Here is a 17,952-nt window from a genome sequence, read left to right as displayed (position 1 = left end):
TTCCTCACTCATCAGGGCATACCTCCATTCTTTGGCGATGGAGTCCTTTAACTGTATGCCGGTTTTGAGCGGATTGCCTGGGGTAAGTGCCGTGATGTTGACCTCTATCAGTCGCTCTGCGGCATTTCCCCACGGGCCAGGCGCGCATTGATGGCGGTGATGACAGAAGGCAAGTCGTTGATGGTGTCGATCAAGTAATGCGGACGTGAACCTTCGAACATCGCTTCGATGCGCTTGCGCTCGCTGGCCAGAGTCGCGGCATCCAGGGCACGGAACTGTTCGTAGGTCAAACCCAGTGCATTGCCGGAGCAGGTCAGGGCCACGGTCCACATGCCGGCGCGCCGCCCTTCGAGGATGCCCGGCACGGTGTCGTCGACCTTCACGCATGCCGCCACATCGTCAATGCCCAAGGCGATGACGTTGGCCAGGGCCTGGGCCGGCCATGGGCGACCGTTGGGCACTTCGTCGGTGGCGACCACATGGTCGGCGATATAGCCGTTGGTGGCGGCCAGGGCGACCACCTTGTCCATCACTTGCTTGGGGTAGCCGGAGCAGGAACCGATCTTGATGCCTTGCACCCGCAGCCGGGCGAGGGTGTCGAGGGCGCCGGGAATCAGCGCCGAGTGCTCGGCGATCTTCTCGATCTGCAACGGCATGAAGCGTTGGTAGATGGCCGTCACGTCATCGTCGGTGGGCGTGCGGCCGAAGGCCTTGCGGTAGCGCTCGGCGACCTGCGGCTGATCGCACAAGGCACGGATGTGATCCCACTTGCCCATGCCCATTGGGCCACGGGCTTCTTCGATGGAGATTTGCACGTCGAATTCGGCGAAGGCTTCGACAAAGATCTGCGTGGGGGCAAAGGAGCCGAAGTCGACCACGGTGCCGGCCCAATCGAGGATCACGGCTTGCAGGGCGTTGGGGTTCTGGTAGTTCATGCGTGTGCTCCAATCGATGAGAGGGTGAGACCCATGGCCTGCAATCCGTCGGCGATGGCGGTGACGGCGGCGTGCATGTCGTTGGCATCGACATGGCCGATGCAGCCCACGCGGAAGGTTTCCACCTGGGTCAGTTTGCCCGGATACAAGATGAACCCCCTGGCCTTGACCCGTTCGTAGAAATCCCTGAACTGGTAGCGCGGGTCCTGGGGCGCGTGGAAGGTGACGATGATCGGCGCCTGGATGGCGGCCGGCAGGAAACTGCGCAGGCCCAGTTCGGCCATGCCGTCCAGCAGTGCCTTGCAGTTATGGGCGTAGCGTTGATGACGTGCGGGCAGGCCGCCTTCCTCGGCGTATTGCAGCAGCGCTTCATGCAGGGCCGCCACCACGTGGGTCGGTGGGGTGAAGCGCCATTGGCCGGTCCTGGCCATGTAGCTGTGCTGGTCGAACAGGTCCAGTGCCAGGGAGTGGCAGTTGCCTTCGGCGGCGGCCAACGCCTGTTTGTCGACGAAGACAAAACCCATGCCCGGCACGCCTTCCAGGCACTTGCCGGAGGCGGCGATCAGGGCGTCGAATGGCACCGTGCGGGCATCGATGGGCAACGCGCCGAAGGAACTCATGGCATCGACGATCAGGCGCTTGCCGTGGTGTTTCACCACCTGGGCGATCTCGGCCAATGGGTTGAGAATACCGGTGCTGGTTTCGCAGTGGATCAGCGCGACATGGGTAATGGCCTTGTCGGCGTGCAGCAGGCGGCCCACATCGGCGGCGGTGGTGGGTTGGTCCTCGGCGGTTTCGAAGGTGCTGAAATCGCGGCCCAGTATTTCGCAGATTTTCGCCAGGCGCTTGCCGTAGGCGCCGTTGATCAGCACCAGCACCTTTCCGTTGCGCGGGACCAGGGTGCCGATGGCCGCTTCGACGGCGAAGGTGCCGCTGCCTTGCAAAGGCACGCAATGGTGGCTCGCGGCGCCGTCGATGATTGCCAGCAACTGTTCGCAGACGCTGGCGGTGAGCTGGTTGAAGCGCTCGTCCCATGAACCCCAATCCACCAGCATGGCCTGGCGGGTGCGGTTCGAGGTGGTCAGGGGACCTGGGGTCAGCAGGATGGGCGTCGTCATTACAAATCCTCGCGAAGCATCGGTTGAATCTACGGCGCCTAAATTGCAGTTTGGCTTGTCATCAATCAAATTGTTTGTTGTTATGCGAGCTATCAGTGAGGCCGATAGCCATGAACCTGTTCCAACTGCGTGCATTCGATGCCGTGGCCCGCGAGGGCAGTTTTACCCGTGCGGCAGCACGGCTGTTCATCAGCCAGCCAGCGGTTACCGGGCATATCAAGGCCCTGGAGGAGCACTACCAGATCGCGTTGTTGCGCCGCACCGCCAGGCGGGTGGAACTGACCGAGGAAGGTACGCGGCTGGCGGCCATCACCCGGGCGATCTTCGGCCTGGTGGACGAAGCGCAGACCCTGCTGGAGGCCAATCGCCAATTGCTCACCGGACGCCTGGAAGTGGCGGCGGACGGTCCGCACCTGGTGATGCCGATGATCGCCAGCCTGCGTGCACGCTACCCGGGCATCACCGTGAACCTGCGCCTGGGCAATGCCCAGGAAACCCTGGCGGCGCTGTTGTCCGAGCATGCGGACGTGGCGGTGCTGACCGAGGTCGAGCCGCGCAATGGCCTGCACCTGCTGCCTTTGGCCGAATCGCGGATCTGCGCGCTGGTGCCGGTGGCACATCCGTGGGCGAGGCAATCCGAGGGCGTTCACCTGGAGCAACTGCATGAGGTCATCATGGTGCTGCGCGAACCCGGCTCCATCACCCGGCGCACGTTTGACGGTGCTTGCCTGGCTGCCGGTGTACAGCCCAAGGTGTTGCTGGAGCTGGACAGCCGCGAGGCGGTGACCGAAGCCGTGGCTGCCGAATTGGGGGTTGGGGTGGTGTCGTCGATGGAAGTCAGCCCCGACCCGCGCGTGCGCGCCGTGCCGATCCAGGGCGACGGCCTGGTGAACCGGCACCTGCTCGGTTGCATGGAACGGCGCAGCGCATTGCGCCTGATCCAGGCGTTTTTCGAGTTGGCGCCCTGACGGTTTTTTGGTGGAACGATGTGTTTTTGCGCTATAAACTCTGCCCCCAAAGCGCCGGCCAGTAGACGTTTGGGCGCGATGGACATAAAGAGAGTGAGTCATGGGCGCACAGTGGAAAGTCAAACATAAAGAAGCGGCAGCCAATGCCAAGGGCAAGATCTTCGGCAAGCTGGTGAAGGAAATCACCATTGCCGCCCGCAATGGCGCCGACACCGCAACCAACGCGCATCTGCGTCTGGTGGTGGAACAGGCGAAAAAAGCCTCGATGCCCAAGGAAACCCTGGACCGTGCCATCAAGAAAGGCGCCGGTCTGCTCGGCGAAACCGTGCAATACCATCGCGTGACCTACGAAGGGTTCGCCCCGCACCAGGTGCCGCTGATCGTCGAATGCGTAACCGATAACATCAACCGCACCGTGGCGGAAATCCGCGTGGCCTTCCGCAAGGGCCAGCTCGGCGCTTCCGGTTCCGTGGCCTGGGACTTCAACCACGTCGGCCTGATCGAAGCCTCGCCGGACAGCCCGGACGCCGATCCGGAAATGGCCGCCATCGAAGCCGGCGCCCAGGATTTCGAAGCAGGTGAAGAAGAGGGCACCACCCTGTTCATCACCGAGACCACTGACCTCGACGCCGTGCAGAAAGCCTTGCCGGAGCAGGGTTTTACCGTGTTGTCGGCCAAGCTCGGCTACCTCTCGAAGAACCCGGTGAGCGGTTTGAGCGATGAGCAGATGGCGGAAGTCGAAGCCTTCCTCGAAGGCCTGGACAACCACGATGACGTGCAGGATATGTTCGTCGGCCTGGCGGGCTGATCCCTCACAATGCGAGAGGGGACTTGCCCCCTCCCGCATCGGCTCAGCGGAGTTGGATTGATTCCAGGAGCGCTTCGATCTCTTCGAATCCAGGCCGTGCCAGTACCTCGTGCTGACAGCAGTTTTTCTGCAGCTCGACTAACTCGCTGCTCACCTGCTCCTCAACCCGCTCCAACAATTCCCCCAGCAAAATTCCGAACGCCCGCACTTCAATACGCTGCAACGCCCTGGTTTCCAAGGTATTCGCCGTGGCATGGAACGACGCCGCGCCAAAGTCCCCGAGCAGGCAGTCACCTGCTTCATTCCACAGAATATTGTGGCCATACAGGTCGCCATGGGTGATGCCGTGCCGGTGCAGATGCGCCGCTACCGAGGCGATACCACGGGCCATACGCAACGCCACCTCCAGGCTGAAACGGGTGTCCGCTGCGTAGATATCCCGGGTGCACGACGCCAGGCTCGGCAGGGCCGCGAGGTTGCGGTAGCTCGGGTCGATCAGGTCCATCACCAGGGCGGCCTGGTCATCGGGGTGGCCGACCACGCGGCCTTCGACCTTGATCAGGTTGGGGTGCAGCCCGGCGGCGATACAGGCCTGCATTTCGTGCAGCGGCGAACCGTCGCTGGTGATGCTGCCCTTGTAAAGCTTAACGGCGACGGGCTTTCCTGACGGCGCCCAGAGCGCCTTGCGGATCACCCCGGAAGCGCCTTCGCCCAGCACTTCGGCCAGTTCCAGTTCGGACCAGGGAATCTCCGGTGTGGTGTCTTCATCCGCCAGCGTCACCGCCATTTCCACCGGGTTACCGGCGTAGGCCAGCCAGGTCAGGCTCGGCAGCGTCAACAGCCACTCTGGCAGGTGCGTGAACCGGTTGGCGGCGATGCGCAGCAGTTCGAGGTTGTGGCAGTTGGCCAGGCTTTGCGGCAGGTGCGCCAGCTGGTTGCCGGCCAGCATCAGTTTTTGCAGCAATGGCCGTTCGCCCAATGCCTCGGGCAGCGCGCTGATGCGGTTATCGGTCAGGATCAGCCAGCGCAGCAGCGGCGGCAACGCTACGGCGGGCACGAGGCTGACCTGGTTGGCCTTGAAGCTGATCATGCTCAGGTTGGCGCATTGACCGAGGCAAGCCGGCAGCTCGGTGAACCGGTTGTCCGAGCAGAACAGCACGCGCAGGTGCGGCAGGCGGTGCAGGTCGTCGGGCAGGCTGCTCAGGGCATTGCCGCTGAGGTTGAGGATTTCCAGGGAGTCGGCCAGCTCGAAGATTTCCCGGGGGAATTCGGTCAGCCCGCAGGACAGGTCAAGGCGCGTGATGCCGGCCAATTGGCCGGCCTTGAGTTGGGCGAGGGTATTCATGAACGGCGCGGTCACTCGGCAAAAAGGCGTGGAAGGCGCTCATGATAGCGGGTCGGACGCGGATTGCGGGGCGGCCTGCTGCAATTGTCCGAGACGGCTGGCGGTGCGGCCCAGGTCGATGGCCTGGCCGCTCAGGGCAATCTCGAGCGGCAATTCGCCGATCAATACCAGATGCTTGTCGCGGTCGTAGAGCACATCCACCAGGTTGATAAAGCGCTGTTGCACGGCAATCGGGCAGTTCGCCAGTTGAGGCAGGCCGTCGATGATCCAGTGGTCGTAGTCCTGGCACAGCAGCAGGTAGTCCATCACCGCCGTCAGTTGTTCGCACAGGTCGTTGAAGGTGAAGGCAATGCTGCGCCCTTCATGGCGGCGGCACATCAAGGTCCGATGGCCGACGTCCAGTGGGCGCGGTGGGCTGCCTGCAGCGGGCAGGTCGAGCGCCGCGCGCTGATCCGGGGTGCCCGGCCACACGTATTGACCGCAGGTAAACCGTTGCGCGCTCTGGGCCTGGGGCAGGCTGCGAAAGTCCTGGGGCGAGCTGACTTCCAGCACCTCCATGCGCGCGGCGATCAGGTCGATCACCGGCTTGAAGCGCTCATGGTACAGGGGGTTGGGCAGCAACCCTTGCGGTGCATAGTTGGACGTCACCAGCACCAGTACACCGCGCTCGAAGAGAGCCTTGAACAGCCGCGTGATCAGCATGGCATCGCCGATATCATGGACGTGGAATTCGTCGAAACACAGCACCCGGCAGCCTGCCAACTGTTCATCGAGCGTCACGGCCAGGGCATCGTCCTGCGCATGGTGCGTGAACATGCCGCGATGCAGTTGGGCGAAAAAATCATGGAAGTGCACGCGCTGCTTCTCGGCGATCGGCAACGCCTGGAAGAACCCGTCCAGCAGCCAGCTTTTGCCGCGACCCACGGGGCCGTGGAGGTACAGGCTGCGGGCGGGCTGGCCGGCGAGCAGTTGTTGGGTTTCCCGGGCCAGGGCGGCAATTGCGCGGGTTTGACCGGTGCTCAGGGTGTAACCCTGTTGCTCGGCCTTTTGCTGAAAAAACGCGGGAATAGGCGAAGCGTCAAGGGGCCCGGGCTTTTGGCCGAGCAGGCGACGGATCAGGGAAAGCGCGGCCAATGCAAGTCACTCTGTATTTCGATGGTCGCTCACTTTAGGGCGCTCGCTGCGTTTTGACCAATAGAGAAGGGCGCTGCCAGCTATCTCGAAAAAGCATCTCACGCCGATAATCCTGTCCAGACTGGCAGTTTCTCGCTGAGTGACTAACCTTCTACACAGCAGTCACCCCTGTACAAGGATCTGGGGCAGTGAAGGGACGAGCAGTATTGGCAGTCATGGGCGCAATGCTCTGCAACGCGGCTTACGGTGCACAGCTCCAGGTGGAGGTGCGTATCGATGTGCAGCGGGGCTGCCAGTTGGTGGGCACCACCCGCAGCGCTGGCATCGAGCAACTGGGCATACTGGATTTCGGCAGCGGCCCGCGTCTGGATGACCCGGCCGGGCCCCTGAGTGCGGCACTGATCAGCCAGCGCCAGCCGCGCCTGGAGTGCAACCCCGACACGCCGTACCAGGTCCGCGTCGATGGCGGCCTGCATGGTGGCACCGGCGAAGTGCGCTACCTCAGCGCCACCTCATCGACCAAACCCATTCCCTATCGCATCTATGCCGACGCGGCGCGGCGCGTGCCGTTGCCGGTGGATGTGCCGCTCAGCGGCCGGGTGCCGGACACAGGCTTCGTCGACCTGCCGCTCTATGGTCGCATCGAGCCGCTCAAGGACATCCCCGCCGTCGGCCGCTACACCGACCTGCTCAAGGTCACGGTGACATGGTAAGCCGTTGCCTGGCCCTGGTGGCCATGGGCGGCCTGCTGGTGCTGGCAGACGACGTGCAGGCGGCTGTCGCCAGCGGGTTCATCCAGGCGCGGCTGGTGATCACCGCCAGTTGCGAAGTGAGCAAAGGCGTGGAGAGCGCGCCGGTCAACCCCACGGGCGGCACGGCGATGCTCGACTTCGGCAGTCAGGGCCCGACCTGGAACAACCCATTGGGTGCTGGCGTCACCGCTGGCGACAAGGCGCCCCTGGCGGTGTCGTGCAACCCCTCGGTTTCGAGCTTCACCGTGACCATCGACGGCGGCACCAACGGCGATGGCACCACCCGGCGCCTGAGCAATGGGCGCCAGATGATTCCTTATCGACTGTCCGCCGACCCGCAGGGGCACAGCACCTATAGCATCGGGCAACAACGCAATTTTGTCGCGGCCAAGGGCACCCAGATACCGATCCCGGTGTTTGGCTCCGTGGTGGCAAATACCAGTGCCTTACCGGCAGGGATCTACACCGACACGTTGACGGTGACACTGGACTGGTAACTCAAGAGGATGAAAACCATGCATGTACTTGTTTCGCGATTAGGTGTTTGCGCACTGGGCCTGGCGATGGCCTCCAGCCTCAACGCGGCGACCACGGTGACCGGGCAGATCACCTCCAGCCTGATATTGATCGCCAGTTGCCAGGTCAACGGTTCGGGCGCGGCTACCGGGTTGAACTTCGGTAGCTTGAATTTCGGCACCACCAATAGCCTGTTCACCAACGCCGATGCCCAGTTGCTGGGCGGTACTGGCACCGGTGGCGCGTTGTCGATCCTGTGTTCCAGCGGCACTACGCCAGCGGTCAAGGTACGCGCCGGTGCACATGATGGTGCGTCCCCCGGTGGCAGCCGTGCATTGGCCGACGGTGCGGGCAACTTCGTGCCCTACGATTTCTACACCGACAGTGGCCACTCCGCACTGCTGGCGATTGACGGTGTGATCACCCTCGCCACCAGTACCGGAGTGGCGCAAACCGTCAACCTCTACGGTCGGGCGGTGGGCAAGGCGGGGCTGCCGGCGGGCACCTATACCGACACCGTGGCCGTGGAACTGACGTTCTAGCAATGTGGCTCAGAGTCTTGCTGGCCTGTGGGCTGGCGGTACCGCTGCCGTTGTCGGCGGTGACGAGCCAGAGTTTCCAGGTGAGCGCGACCATCATCCCGGGCTGCCTGATCGTGGGCGGCAGCTCCAATTATGGTGCGCTGACCTATGGCAGTCATTCGGCCCTGGCCACCAGCACGGTCACGGCGGCGCTGACGGGGGGCGTGACTTTGCAATGCACACCGGGTGTGACGCTGAGCATGAGCGTCGACGGCGGGCAGCACAGCAGCACCGGGCGCAATCTGCAGCTCAATAGCGGTAGCGCGCGGGTGGCTTACCAGTTGTTTCGGGATGCGGCGTTCAGTCAGGGCCTGGGGATCGACCAGAGCGTCAACGTGGCCTACAGCGATGCGAACAATATCAGCCTGCCGATCTACGGGCGGGTGCAATTGCCGGGCAATCAGCCTGGGGGGACATACAGCGACACGCTGCAGGTGCAGCTGACGTGGTAAGGCTATCGGTATAAGGAGTGGGGTTATGCGTTCACCATCCCGGCGGTTGTGGGCCGCGGGTATTGCCTTGAGTGCGTTGTGCACGGCGGGGCTTGTGCAGGCGGCCAGCTCGGTGCTGATCTGGCCCATCGACCCGGTGCTGGAGGCCGATCAACAGGCTAGCGCGCTGTGGCTGGAAAACCGTGGGACCGAAACCGCGAGCCTGCAGATTCGTGTGTTTGCCTGGAGCCAGAGTGGTTTCGAAGAGCAATACCAGAACCAGCGTGATGTGATCGGCAGCCCGCCCGTAGCGCGGATCGAGCCGGGGCAGAAACAATTGGTACGCCTGACCCGCACCCGTGAAGTACCACCGGGGCAAGAGTTGGCCTACCGCATCATCATCGATGAAATCCCTTCACCCCTGCAGGTGCCCACGCCGCCGGAAGGCAAGAACACCGCAGCGGCGATCCGCTTTCAGATGCGTTATTCGGTGCCGCTGTTCGCCTACGGCGCGGGTCTGTGGAACAAGGAGGACAGCACGCGCCAGCGTGACCCCAAGGGCGCGGGCAAGCCGGATCTGAGCTGGCACAAGGTCACGGTAGCAGGGCGCGACTACATCGAAGTGCGCAACCAGGGCGCCGTGCATGCGCGCCTTACCGATGCCGCATTCAAGCAGGGCGGGCAGACACGGCCCTTGGTGGATGGCCTGTTGGGCTACGTGCTGCCGGGCGCCAGCATGCGCTGGCCGGTGCCGCCAGCGCTGTCGGCCGACCAGCCGCTGCAGGTCAGGGTCAACGGCGCATCCCAGTTGGAGAGCCTCGCGCCGCAGCGGTAACAAGCCTGTAACGGGGCAGGAACGTCCCGGGATTTAAACGGATGGAGATGTCCATTGAAGGACACAACGCCATGGTGAGTCGTGGTCTGGCTCGCAGTCTATGGCTGTCGGTGGTGGGCGGACTGGGCGGGGCAGTGGTGGCGCTTCCGGGCGTAGCTGGCGACCTGCCACCGCCCCCGAGCAGTATGGAGGCTGTCGCCGATGCACAGTTGTTTCTGGAGCTGGTGGTCAATCAGATGGACACCGGCCGCGTTATCGCGGTCGATCAACGGGCCGGGCAACTCTATGTGCCGGCCAGCGCACTGCAGGACGTGGGCATGAAGTTGCCCGGCGAATTGAGCGGCAGCGTGGCGCTGGACAGGATCCCCGGCCTGCACAGCGATTACGACAGCAACGGCCAGCGCCTGCTGCTGGATGTGCCGCCGTCGTGGCTGAAGGAACAATTTATCGGCAACCGCGACACTTACCCGCGCACCCAGGCAATGAGCAGCTTTGGCGCCTTGCTCAACTATGACCTGTATTTCAACGACACTGACGAAGGCGGCAGCTACCTCGCCGCCTGGAACGAAGTGCGGCTGTTCGACAACTGGGGCACCTTGTCCAATACCGGCCAGTACCGCCAGACCTTGGCTGATGGTGTCAGCAGCGGTACGTTCAACAACGGCTACCGGCGCTATGACACTACCTGGCGCTTCTCCGATGATGAGCGGCTGCTGACCTACGAAGCCGGTGACGTGATCAGCGGCGCCTTGCCCTGGAGCAGTTCGGTGCGCCTCGGCGGTGTGCAGTTCTCGCGGGACTTCGCGGTGCGTCCGGACCTGGTGACTTACCCCCTGCCGCAATTTGCCGGTGAGGCCGCGGTGCCGTCGTCGGTGGACCTGTTTATCAATGGCTACAAATCCGATAGCGCGCAGTTGCAACCGGGGCCCTACACCCTGACCAACGTGCCGTTTATCAACGGAGCGGGCGAAGCGGTGGTGGTGACGACTGACGCCCTGGGTCGCCAGGTGTCGACCACCGTGCCGTTCTATGTGACCAGCACGCTGTTGCAAAAAGGCCTGACGGATTTTTCAGTGGCTGCCGGCACCTTGCGCCGGGAGTACACCCTCAAGGACTTCGCCTACGGCCCCGGCGTGGCGAGCGGTACCTTTCGTTATGGCTATTCCGACAATTTGACCCTGGAGAGCCATGCCGAAGCCTCCACTGACCTGACCCTCGGCGGCCTGGGCGGTAACCTGCGGCTGGGCAATCTCGGCGTACTCAATGCCGCCGTCAGCCAAAGTCGATTCGAAGGGCGTAGCGGCCAGCAACTGAGCCTGGGGTATCAGTACAACAGCACGCGCTATAGCCTGTCCTATCAGCGGGTGGAACGACACGACGAGTACGCCGACCTGACCCTGGTCGACACCGCTTACGCCAGCCTCAGCAAGCGCAGCGAGCAGGTGACGCTGAGCCTCAACCTTGAACGTTTTGGCAGCCTGGGCATGGGGTATTTCGACGTGCAGGCGGCGGACGATTCGCGCACGCGGCTGCTCAACCTGAGCTGGAGCAAGCCGCTGTGGCGCAATACCAGTTTCTACCTGTCGGCCAACCGCGAGATCGGCGACAGCAATTGGGCGATGCAGGCGCAGTGGGTGATTCCGTTCGACCTCAACGGCAGCCTGGCCTTGAGCACCGAGCGCAGCAAGGACGGCGTCAGTCGCCAGCGCCTCAATTACAGCAGCGCAGTGCCCAGCGAGGGTGGCGTGGGCTACAACCTCGGTTATGCCCAGGGCGATGGTGCGGCGTACCGGCAGGCCGACCTGACCTGGCGCTTGCAGTCGGTGCAATTGCAGGCCGGCGTGTACGGCAGCAGCGATGCCCAGACGCGCTGGGCGGATGCCAGTGGCTCGCTGGTGTGGATGGGCGGCGACACCTTTGCCGCCAACCGTATCAATGATGCCTTTGTGGTGGTGAGTACCCAGGGCTTCGCCGGTATCCCGGTGCGCTACGAGAACCAACTGGTGGGCGAAACCGACCGTAATGGGCATCTCCTGGTGCCGTGGAGCAGCGCGTACTACCGCGCCAAATACGAAATCGATCCGCTGAACCTGCCGCTCAACGTGCAAAGCCCAAATGTGGAACAGCGTGTATCGGTGCGCCGTGGCAGCGGCTACCTGCTGGAGTTTCCGTTGCGCCGGGTACTCGCGGCGAGCGTTACCCTGGTGGACACCCAGCATCAGGAATTGCCCTTGGGCAGCCTGGTGGTGCACGAGCAAAGCAACCAGCAGGCAGTGGTCGGCTGGGACGGCCTGGTGTACCTGGAAAACCTCTCGGTGCATAACACCTTGCAGGTCACGCTGGGTGAAGGGCGTACGTGCCAGGCGCGATTCGAGGTCAACGAGCAGCAACAAGGCGTGCCGCTGATCGGGCCGTTGGTGTGCCAATGAGACGCGTGGGCTGGCTGTGGCTCCTCGGGATGGTGGGCTCGGGGCAGGCAATGGCGCTGTGTTCGACGGTGGCGACGGCTCCGGTGAGTTTTGGCTCGGTGAGTTCGATCAACGTACGCACCGCGACGCAAAACAGCTCGACCCTCAATGGCGGTTTGAGCTGCACCGCTTCACTGATCGCCCTCGGCACCAGTGACCACTTCTATGCCACGATCACCTCAACCACCAGCGGCATGGTCGGCCCCACGGGGGATGTGATCGGTTATACGATTTATGGCAACAACACCACCACGTTCCCTATTACACGAGGGCTTCAGTTCGATTTCGGTCCCAATGGCATTGCGACAAGCGCGGGTCTTTTGACGGGGCCGGGCAGCAAGAACCTGCCGCTTTACGTGGGCAGTATTACCGGGACCAATGTGGCGGCCGGGGTGTATACCGAAGTCCTCAGCGTTGCATGGACCTGGGATTATTGCATTGGCCTGGGGGTGGGCAACTTGTGCGTATTGCGGGACAAAAACCTGACTCCCCAAGTCAAGCTCCTGACCGTGAGCATGACCGTCACCAATGACTGCCAGATCACCGCGCCCAATATCAGTTTTGGCAGTGCGCCCGTCATCAGCGGGTTCACTGCCGTGACCGGCCAGACCATCAGTATTTCCTGCACCAAGGGCAGCGCCTATAGCGTAGGCCTGAGCGACGGCCAGAACGCCGTCAGTGTGGGCGGGCGGCGGCGCATGATCGCCGGCACCCACTACCTGGCCTACGACATCTTCAAAAGCGCCGGCACCACGCGCTGGGGCAGCGTGGGCGCGGCGCGACGCGACAGTTCTACCGCCGAGGTCAACCCCGGCAACGGCCTGGGTATCGGCAGCCAGGTATTCAACTACAACGCCAGGATCTACACCGATCAAGCCACACCGCCCGCCGGCACCTACCTCGACAACGTGGTACTCGACGTGGGCTTCTAGAACTTCAGCATCGCCGGGGCGGGCTGATCCGCCGGGCTGACCACCGCATAGTTGTAGCCGGCACCGGACCAGTACTGGGCCTGCAAGCCATCGGCGCTGCGGCTGCCACGGGGCAGAAAGCCGTTTTCCGGGCCTGGCGGGCGGATGTAGAAGCTGATGCGCCGCCCTTGCGGGTCTTCGTACAGCACCATGGCGGCGGCGCCTTGCTCGGTGGTGAGCAGGCGCCCGCTGACCGGCGTGAAGCCCGACGCGCTCAGGTCAGGCAGGCGGTGGGCCTGGTTGAAGTAGCGGTCGAGCCAGGCCTGCATCGTGCCGCCGCCCTGGCCCTTGTAGTCCGCCGGCATGATGCCGTCCTGGGCAAACAAGCGGAACGCCTGCATCGCGTCGGCCATGGGCAGTTGGGCCGGCTGGCTGACTTCACGGGCGTGCCAGCCACCGACACCGCCGAGGCCGACAGCGATCAGCAGCACGGCTGCCGTAGCCAAGTGGCGGCGTGATTGACGCTTGATGCGCTGGCGGATCAACGTCGGGTCCAGGTCCGGGTTGGCCGGTTGCTGCAGGGCACCGCCCAACGCGGCACGCAGCAACTGCGCGTCGTGCTGCCAGGCATGGACCTGGGCTGCGACATCCGGGTGGGCTGCCAGATAGGTTTCAAGTACACGGCGATCACTCTCCAGCAGTTGGTGATCGACGTAGGCATGCAAATCGCGTTCGCTGGGGGGCAGTCTGATCATTTGAGTATCCGCAGGGAAGGGCTGGCAATTTCGCCATCACTGAGTTGACGCAGGGCCTGGCGCGCACGGGAAAGGCGTGACATCACCGTGCCGAGGGGCACATCGAGGATCTCGGCGACTTCCTTGTAGCTCAAGCCTTCGACCGACACCCACAGCAACAGGGCACGCTGCTCGGTGTTGAGCTGATCGAAGGCGTGCAGGGTCGACTGGGCGATCACCGTGCGTTCGACCGACGGCTGCGTATCGTCACGCCCGGTAAAGAATTCCAGCATGCGCGCATAGCGCCGGGTGCGACGGTGGGCATCGAGGAACTGGCGGTAGAGGATCGAGAACAACCAGGCACGCAAGTCGCCTTCGACACGTTTATCGGCCCAACTGATGATCGCCCGCTCCAGGGTCGACTGCACCAGGTCGTCGGCGCTGCTGGCGTTACGGGTCAGGGACACGGCAAAGCGCCGCAGCCTGGGGATGAGTTCACGTAACTGTTCGTCGAGTTCATGCATGGGAATCTGGCTGGTCACTACGCTGGGATTAGAGAGACGTGCGCCGTTGCGGGTTATTCCCCGTGCTTGAAAATAAATCCAGGGCCAGGGAATAGAGCCGATCGGCGTTCGTCTTCATGCTCCGACCTTATGTTCACCCCTAAGGCCTTTGGCCCCGGAGTTCCTTCATGGTAGATCACTCATCACCGCCTCGTCCCCCGTTGAGCACCGCGAGCCTGATCGCGCGCCTGGCGGGTATCGGTGCCGTGGTTGCGGTTGTGGCGGGGGCCTTTGCCTACGTCAACGGCACCCTCGACCCACAGCGCCTGCGTCCTAAAACCCTGGTCAACGCGCTGGAAACCAACAATGGCGTGCACCCGGGCTTTCGGCGTAACCATGCCAAAGGCATCTGCGTCGCCGGGTATTTCGAGAGCACGCCCGAAGCTCGCACCTATTCCAGTGCCCAAGTGTTCAGCGAGGCCAAGACCCCCGTGATCGGCCGCTTTGCCTTGCCCAGCGGCAACCCTTACGCGCCCGACAGCAGTGTGCCGATCCGCAGTTTTGCGGTGCAGTTCTCCCAGGCCAACGGCCAGCAATGGCGCACCGGCATGAACAGCATGCCAGTGTTCCCGGTGGGCACGCCCGAGGCGTTCTATCAGTTGCTCCAGGCCGGCGCACCGGAGCCCGCCACTGGCAAGCCGAACCCGGCGAGCATGCCGGCGTTTTTCGCCGCCCACCCCGAGACCGCGCCGTTCCTGGCGTGGGTCAAGACTGCCAAGCCTTCGGCCAGCTATGCGACCGAAACCTACAACGGTATCAACGCGTTTTACCTGGTGGGCGCCGATGGCAAGCGCCAGGCCGTACGTTGGGGCGTGGTGCCGCAGCGTCAGGATGCGCCGGGCGATACCGCGCCAGCCGGAAGTGATTACCTGGAACAAGACCTGGTGCAACGCTTGGCTGCCGGGCCGCTGCGCTGGCAGTTGAACATGACCCTGGCCAACCCGGGTGATCCACTGGACGATGCGAGCAAGGCCTGGACTGGCGAGCATAAAGTCATCAATGCCGGCACCCTGGTGTTGCAAAGCAGCCAGCCACAGGCGGACGGTGATTGCCGCGACATCAACTTCGACCCACTGATTCTGCCCAGTGGTATCGAAGCGTCCAATGACCCGTTGCTGGCGGCACGCTCGGCGGCGTATGCCAGTTCCTACCTGCGCCGCGCCGGTGAAGTCGGCCCGTTGCACAGCGCCCCTCAGGAGTCGAAGCCATGAATGCCCAACCACGGTTTTTTGCCCCGCTGGCGCGCCTGCTGCACTGGCTGATGGCGCTGATGATCATCGCCATGCTGTTTATCGGCGCGGGCCTGGCGGCTTCAGTGTCGGAACGGCATGAGTGGTTGATCCACCTGCACAAGCCGCTGGGGATCGCGATTCTGGCGCTGGTGATCGTGCGCCTGGCGGTGCGGTTCTCCACGCGCCAACCGCCGCTGCCCGTCGACCTGCCGTTGTGGCAAGTGTTGGCGGCCAAGGCGTCCCATGTGGTGCTGTATGCCTTGATGCTGGTATTGCCACTGCTGGGCTGGGCGATGATTTCGGCGGCAGGCGATCCGGTGATGCTCAGCAGTTCGGTGCGGTTGCCGGCGCTGGTGGGCGCGAACGCGCCATTGTTCGCGGTGCTGCGCAAGGCCCATGGTTATCTGGCCTACCTGCTGTTCCTGACGGTGCTGTTGCACCTGGCGGCGGCGTTGTTCCATGGACTGATCCGCCGCGATGGCGTGTTGCAGAGCATGACCGGCACCAAGGAGTGATGCCGGTGGGAGAGGGCGTCAGCGCAGCACGGTGACGATATCGGCCACCGTGCTCAGCACGTCCTTGCCCAACTGCCTGGAGCGCTCGCCTGACCAGCCGGTCTTCGGGTTGGGCGCGTCGTCGTTGTCCTTGAAGGGCATTTCCAGGGTCAGCGACAGGCAGTCGTATTTCTGGCCGACCGCGTTGCACGCCAGGGTCATGTTGGCTTCGCCCGGCAGGTCGCGGGTGTAGCCGTGGGTGGTCTGGAAGTCGCGGGTCAGGGCGCTCAAGTGGCTGCGAAAGTGTTTTTCCAATGCCTCGATGCGTGGGGTGTAGCCGGGGTTGCCTTCGCAGCCGGCGGTGAAGACGTAGGGGATTTCCTCGTCGCCATGGATATCGAGAAACAGGTCGACGCCGTACTTTTCCATTTGTTGCTGGACGAACAACACTTCCGGGCTGCTCTCCTGGCTGGCGCTCTGCCAGGCACGATTGAGGTCCTGGCCCATGGCGTTGGTGCGCAGGTGACCGTGGAAGGCTCCGTCCGGGTTCATGTTTGGCACCAGGTACAGGTCGGCGACCTTCAGCAGTTTTTTCAGCTCGGCGTCACCGTCCTGTTGCAGGCGTTCGATGATGCCCTCCATGAACCATTCGGCCATGTGCTCGCCGGGATGCTGTTGGGCGATGATCCAGATCTTGCGCCGACCTTCGCCGCCCTTGCCGCGACGCAGTAGCTGGATGTCACGGCCTTCGGCACTTTTGCCGGTGGCCAGCAAGCAGGTACTGGCGCGACTCAAGGCCTGCTCGATCAGCCAGTCGTGGCGCTCGCGGCTATAGGGTTCGAAATAGGCGAACCAGGCGTGCTTCTCGCGGGTTTCCAAACTGATATGCAGGATTTCCCCGTCGAAGCGCGAAGGCACCCGGAACCAATTGACGTGGTCATAGGAGGCCACGGCGTTGTAGCCACTCCACGCGTGTGGGTAGGACGATTTACCCGCATTGCTCAGGCGAAAGGTGTGGGTATGGCCCACGTGCATGCCTTCGGCCTTGAAGTGGAACCATTGGTAATGTTGGCTGCGCGTGTCGGGTTTGATTGCCAGCAGTAACTGATAGGCGTCGTGGGCATCCAGTACCTGGATATTGCCACTGTCGAAGTCGGTGCTGATCCTGATGGAGGTCAAGGCCACGGTCATAGTCTGGTTGCCTGAATATGAGTGTTGTGGCGGCTATCTTACACAGGAGTCTGGTAAAGACTGGACGCAAAATTGTTGCGAAGGGGGAGGGGGCGTCTTCCTTGACGCCGCAGCAGCTTAGGATCTATGAGATTGATTCTCAAGCGCTATTTCGAAAAGATGGGGGCCAGAGCGGTAGACTGGCTTTCTTTTGGCGATAGTCTTTTGCTACCATGCGCGCCATCAAGCAACACACAGTCTTCATTAGCCTGAAGCCATGCCAGGGAAACTGGCAAAAAAAAGACCCGGCCAAAGAGCCGGGTCAAAAACCGTGATTAGCCTGATGAGGAGATATTCCAAGAGTCCGACCTAAGGTCCCTTGGCCTATCGACTGATCTCGCGATCAGCTGGGTCCAATAATAATCATTATCATTTGCAAGTCAAATGTTTTTATCCGTGATATAGAAATATTTTTCTTCGCGCCTGTCATCCGTTCGCTTGAGCCTCCGGCGCCTGCAACGACCGCTCCACCATCGCCTTCGCCATATCGATCAAATACACCACCGAAAACGCCAGGTCACGATGAGTGCCGCGATGGCTGCTCGCGGACTCATAGGCCGTGGCCGCTGCACTGCGCAACAGGTCCGAGGCGTGCACCAGGGCTTCCTCAGGGCTGATGCCTGGCTTAATGGCAAACAGGGCATCGTCAGGGGCTGGTGCCGACATATCTTCTTTCAAGTAAAAGTCCAATGCGCGCTTGGCGGCGCCGCTGCTGCGCAGGTCGTGCAGCTCGGTGTCTTCGGGGATTTCAGGCAGCAGATACGGGCTTGTCGTCATAAGGGGCGGTACTCTGGGGTGGGTGTCGAAAACCTTATGCCCGATGATAGTACGTATCGTATTTATGTCGTTTTATGGATTACTACAAACTGTTTATTGCCCTGGAAACTGCGTGACGTA

19 protein-coding genes are annotated in these 17,952 nt (G+C 62.7%); 11 read left to right on the top strand and 8 right to left on the bottom strand.

All coding sequences use genetic code 11. The features are described 5' to 3' along the window. Positions 1-107: 107 nt before the first annotated feature. Positions 108-935, bottom strand: a complete 828-nt coding sequence (gene phnX / locus BM110_RS06945; protein ID WP_093512901.1) for a phosphonoacetaldehyde hydrolase — start codon at positions 933-935, stop codon at positions 108-110. Continuing rightward, entirely contained in the window at positions 932-2,053 is a 1,122-nt protein-coding gene (locus BM110_RS06940) for a 2-aminoethylphosphonate--pyruvate transaminase (RefSeq protein ID WP_093512899.1), read from the bottom strand. The genes phnX and BM110_RS06940 overlap by 4 nt, the downstream gene beginning before the upstream one ends. Before the next feature lie 110 nt (positions 2,054-2,163). On the opposite strand from BM110_RS06940, the gene BM110_RS06935 reads away from it, so the two are divergent. Together BM110_RS06935 and BM110_RS06930 are read left to right on the top strand one after the other, a co-directional pair. Continuing rightward, a complete protein-coding gene (locus BM110_RS06935; protein WP_093512897.1) occupies positions 2,164-3,021 on the top strand; it encodes a LysR substrate-binding domain-containing protein in 858 nt (285 codons plus the stop codon). A gap of 100 nt (positions 3,022-3,121) precedes the next feature. Continuing rightward, positions 3,122-3,829, top strand: a complete 708-nt coding sequence (locus tag BM110_RS06930) for a YebC/PmpR family DNA-binding transcriptional regulator (RefSeq protein WP_058423896.1) — start codon at positions 3,122-3,124, stop codon at positions 3,827-3,829. Positions 3,830-3,872: 43 nt separating this feature from the next. On the opposite strand, the gene BM110_RS06925 is transcribed toward BM110_RS06930, so the two are convergent. Further along, on the bottom strand, positions 3,873-5,174 hold the full coding sequence (locus BM110_RS06925; protein ID WP_093513169.1) for a protein kinase: 1,302 nt from the start codon (positions 5,172-5,174) through the stop codon (positions 3,873-3,875). A gap of 39 nt (positions 5,175-5,213) precedes the next feature. Beyond that, complete coding sequence (gene zapE, locus BM110_RS06920; protein WP_093512895.1) at positions 5,214-6,308, bottom strand: cell division protein ZapE; 1,095 nt, start codon at positions 6,306-6,308, stop codon at positions 5,214-5,216. A gap of 224 nt (positions 6,309-6,532) precedes the next feature. Here zapE and BM110_RS06915 point away from each other — a divergent pair, with 224 nt between their 5' ends. The 7 genes from BM110_RS06915 (at position 6,533) to BM110_RS06885 (ending at position 12,823) form a co-directional block, all read left to right on the top strand. After that, a complete protein-coding gene (locus BM110_RS06915; protein WP_170856079.1) occupies positions 6,533-7,021 on the top strand; it encodes a Csu type fimbrial protein in 489 nt (162 codons plus the stop codon). Continuing rightward, on the top strand, positions 7,015-7,557 hold the full coding sequence (locus tag BM110_RS06910) for a Csu type fimbrial protein (RefSeq protein WP_092244821.1): 543 nt from the start codon (positions 7,015-7,017) through the stop codon (positions 7,555-7,557). The genes BM110_RS06915 and BM110_RS06910 overlap by 7 nt, the downstream gene beginning before the upstream one ends. Positions 7,558-7,575: 18 nt before the next feature. Beyond that, positions 7,576-8,118, top strand: coding sequence for a Csu type fimbrial protein (locus tag BM110_RS06905; protein ID WP_034107216.1), 543 nt, complete (start codon positions 7,576-7,578; stop codon positions 8,116-8,118). 2 nt (positions 8,119-8,120) lie between these two features. Continuing rightward, entirely contained in the window at positions 8,121-8,609 is a 489-nt protein-coding gene (locus BM110_RS06900) for a Csu type fimbrial protein (RefSeq protein ID WP_092244824.1), read from the top strand. 25 nt (positions 8,610-8,634) lie between these two features. After that, positions 8,635-9,423, top strand: coding sequence for a fimbrial biogenesis chaperone (locus tag BM110_RS06895; protein WP_093512893.1), 789 nt, complete (start codon positions 8,635-8,637; stop codon positions 9,421-9,423). Positions 9,424-9,494: 71 nt separating this feature from the next. Further along, entirely contained in the window at positions 9,495-11,852 is a 2,358-nt protein-coding gene (locus BM110_RS06890) for a fimbria/pilus outer membrane usher protein (RefSeq protein ID WP_093513168.1), read from the top strand. After that, on the top strand, positions 11,849-12,823 hold the full coding sequence (locus BM110_RS06885) for a Csu type fimbrial protein (protein WP_092244827.1): 975 nt from the start codon (positions 11,849-11,851) through the stop codon (positions 12,821-12,823). The genes BM110_RS06890 and BM110_RS06885 overlap by 4 nt, the downstream gene beginning before the upstream one ends. Here the strand turns inward: BM110_RS06885 and BM110_RS06880 are convergent. After that, the gene (locus tag BM110_RS06880) at positions 12,820-13,557 is read right to left on the bottom strand and encodes an anti-sigma factor family protein (protein ID WP_092244830.1); all 738 of its coding nucleotides are present in this window, start codon (positions 13,555-13,557) and stop codon (positions 12,820-12,822) included. The two genes, BM110_RS06885 and BM110_RS06880, sit on opposite strands and share 4 nt — an antisense overlap. After that, the gene (locus BM110_RS06875; RefSeq protein ID WP_093512891.1) at positions 13,554-14,060 is read right to left on the bottom strand and encodes an RNA polymerase sigma factor; all 507 of its coding nucleotides are present in this window, start codon (positions 14,058-14,060) and stop codon (positions 13,554-13,556) included. The genes BM110_RS06880 and BM110_RS06875 overlap by 4 nt, the downstream gene beginning before the upstream one ends. Before the next feature lie 167 nt (positions 14,061-14,227). On the opposite strand from BM110_RS06875, the gene BM110_RS06870 reads away from it, so the two are divergent. Continuing rightward, on the top strand, positions 14,228-15,310 hold the full coding sequence (locus BM110_RS06870) for a catalase family peroxidase (protein ID WP_093512889.1): 1,083 nt from the start codon (positions 14,228-14,230) through the stop codon (positions 15,308-15,310). After that, complete coding sequence (locus BM110_RS06865) at positions 15,307-15,846, top strand: cytochrome b (RefSeq protein ID WP_092244841.1); 540 nt, start codon at positions 15,307-15,309, stop codon at positions 15,844-15,846. Before BM110_RS06870 ends, BM110_RS06865 begins: the two co-directional genes overlap by 4 nt. An 18-nt stretch (positions 15,847-15,864) precedes the next feature. Here the strand turns inward: BM110_RS06865 and BM110_RS06860 are convergent, their stop codons facing one another. Beyond that, the gene (locus BM110_RS06860; protein WP_093512887.1) at positions 15,865-17,016 is read right to left on the bottom strand and encodes a M14 family metallopeptidase; all 1,152 of its coding nucleotides are present in this window, start codon (positions 17,014-17,016) and stop codon (positions 15,865-15,867) included. A 465-nt stretch (positions 17,017-17,481) separates the two neighbouring features. Beyond that, entirely contained in the window at positions 17,482-17,832 is a 351-nt protein-coding gene (locus BM110_RS06850; protein WP_092244847.1) for a DUF6124 family protein, read from the bottom strand. Positions 17,833-17,952: the final 120 nt, after the last annotated feature.

It is taken from the genome of Pseudomonas sp. NFPP28 (assembly GCF_900115535.1).
GTDB classification, from domain to species: domain Bacteria; phylum Pseudomonadota; class Gammaproteobacteria; order Pseudomonadales; family Pseudomonadaceae; genus Aquipseudomonas; species Aquipseudomonas extremorientalis.
Note: the sequence above shows the minus strand (reverse complement) of the source record. Positions and strands in the feature narration are given on the sequence as shown.

Coding starts and splice junctions, on each gene's coding strand:
- phnX (WP_093512901.1), bottom strand. CDS start 935: ATGAACTACCAGAACCCCAACGCCCTGCAAGCCGTGATCCTCGATTGG.
- BM110_RS06940 (WP_093512899.1), bottom strand. CDS start 2,053: ATGACGACGCCCATCCTGCTGACCCCAGGTCCCCTGACCACCTCGAAC.
- BM110_RS06935 (WP_093512897.1), top strand. CDS start 2,164: ATGAACCTGTTCCAACTGCGTGCATTCGATGCCGTGGCCCGCGAGGGC.
- BM110_RS06930 (WP_058423896.1), top strand. CDS start 3,122: ATGGGCGCACAGTGGAAAGTCAAACATAAAGAAGCGGCAGCCAATGCC.
- BM110_RS06925 (WP_093513169.1), bottom strand. CDS start 5,174: ATGAATACCCTCGCCCAACTCAAGGCCGGCCAATTGGCCGGCATCACG.
- BM110_RS06915 (WP_170856079.1), top strand. CDS start 6,533: ATGCTCTGCAACGCGGCTTACGGTGCACAGCTCCAGGTGGAGGTGCGT.
- BM110_RS06910 (WP_092244821.1), top strand. CDS start 7,015: ATGGTAAGCCGTTGCCTGGCCCTGGTGGCCATGGGCGGCCTGCTGGTG.
- BM110_RS06905 (WP_034107216.1), top strand. CDS start 7,576: ATGCATGTACTTGTTTCGCGATTAGGTGTTTGCGCACTGGGCCTGGCG.
- BM110_RS06900 (WP_092244824.1), top strand. CDS start 8,121: ATGTGGCTCAGAGTCTTGCTGGCCTGTGGGCTGGCGGTACCGCTGCCG.
- BM110_RS06895 (WP_093512893.1), top strand. CDS start 8,635: ATGCGTTCACCATCCCGGCGGTTGTGGGCCGCGGGTATTGCCTTGAGT.
- BM110_RS06890 (WP_093513168.1), top strand. CDS start 9,495: ATGGTGAGTCGTGGTCTGGCTCGCAGTCTATGGCTGTCGGTGGTGGGC.
- BM110_RS06885 (WP_092244827.1), top strand. CDS start 11,849: ATGAGACGCGTGGGCTGGCTGTGGCTCCTCGGGATGGTGGGCTCGGGG.
- BM110_RS06880 (WP_092244830.1), bottom strand. CDS start 13,557: ATGATCAGACTGCCCCCCAGCGAACGCGATTTGCATGCCTACGTCGAT.
- BM110_RS06875 (WP_093512891.1), bottom strand. CDS start 14,060: ATGCATGAACTCGACGAACAGTTACGTGAACTCATCCCCAGGCTGCGG.
- BM110_RS06870 (WP_093512889.1), top strand. CDS start 14,228: ATGGTAGATCACTCATCACCGCCTCGTCCCCCGTTGAGCACCGCGAGC.
- BM110_RS06865 (WP_092244841.1), top strand. CDS start 15,307: ATGAATGCCCAACCACGGTTTTTTGCCCCGCTGGCGCGCCTGCTGCAC.
- BM110_RS06860 (WP_093512887.1), bottom strand. CDS start 17,016: ATGACCGTGGCCTTGACCTCCATCAGGATCAGCACCGACTTCGACAGT.
- BM110_RS06850 (WP_092244847.1), bottom strand. CDS start 17,832: ATGACGACAAGCCCGTATCTGCTGCCTGAAATCCCCGAAGACACCGAG.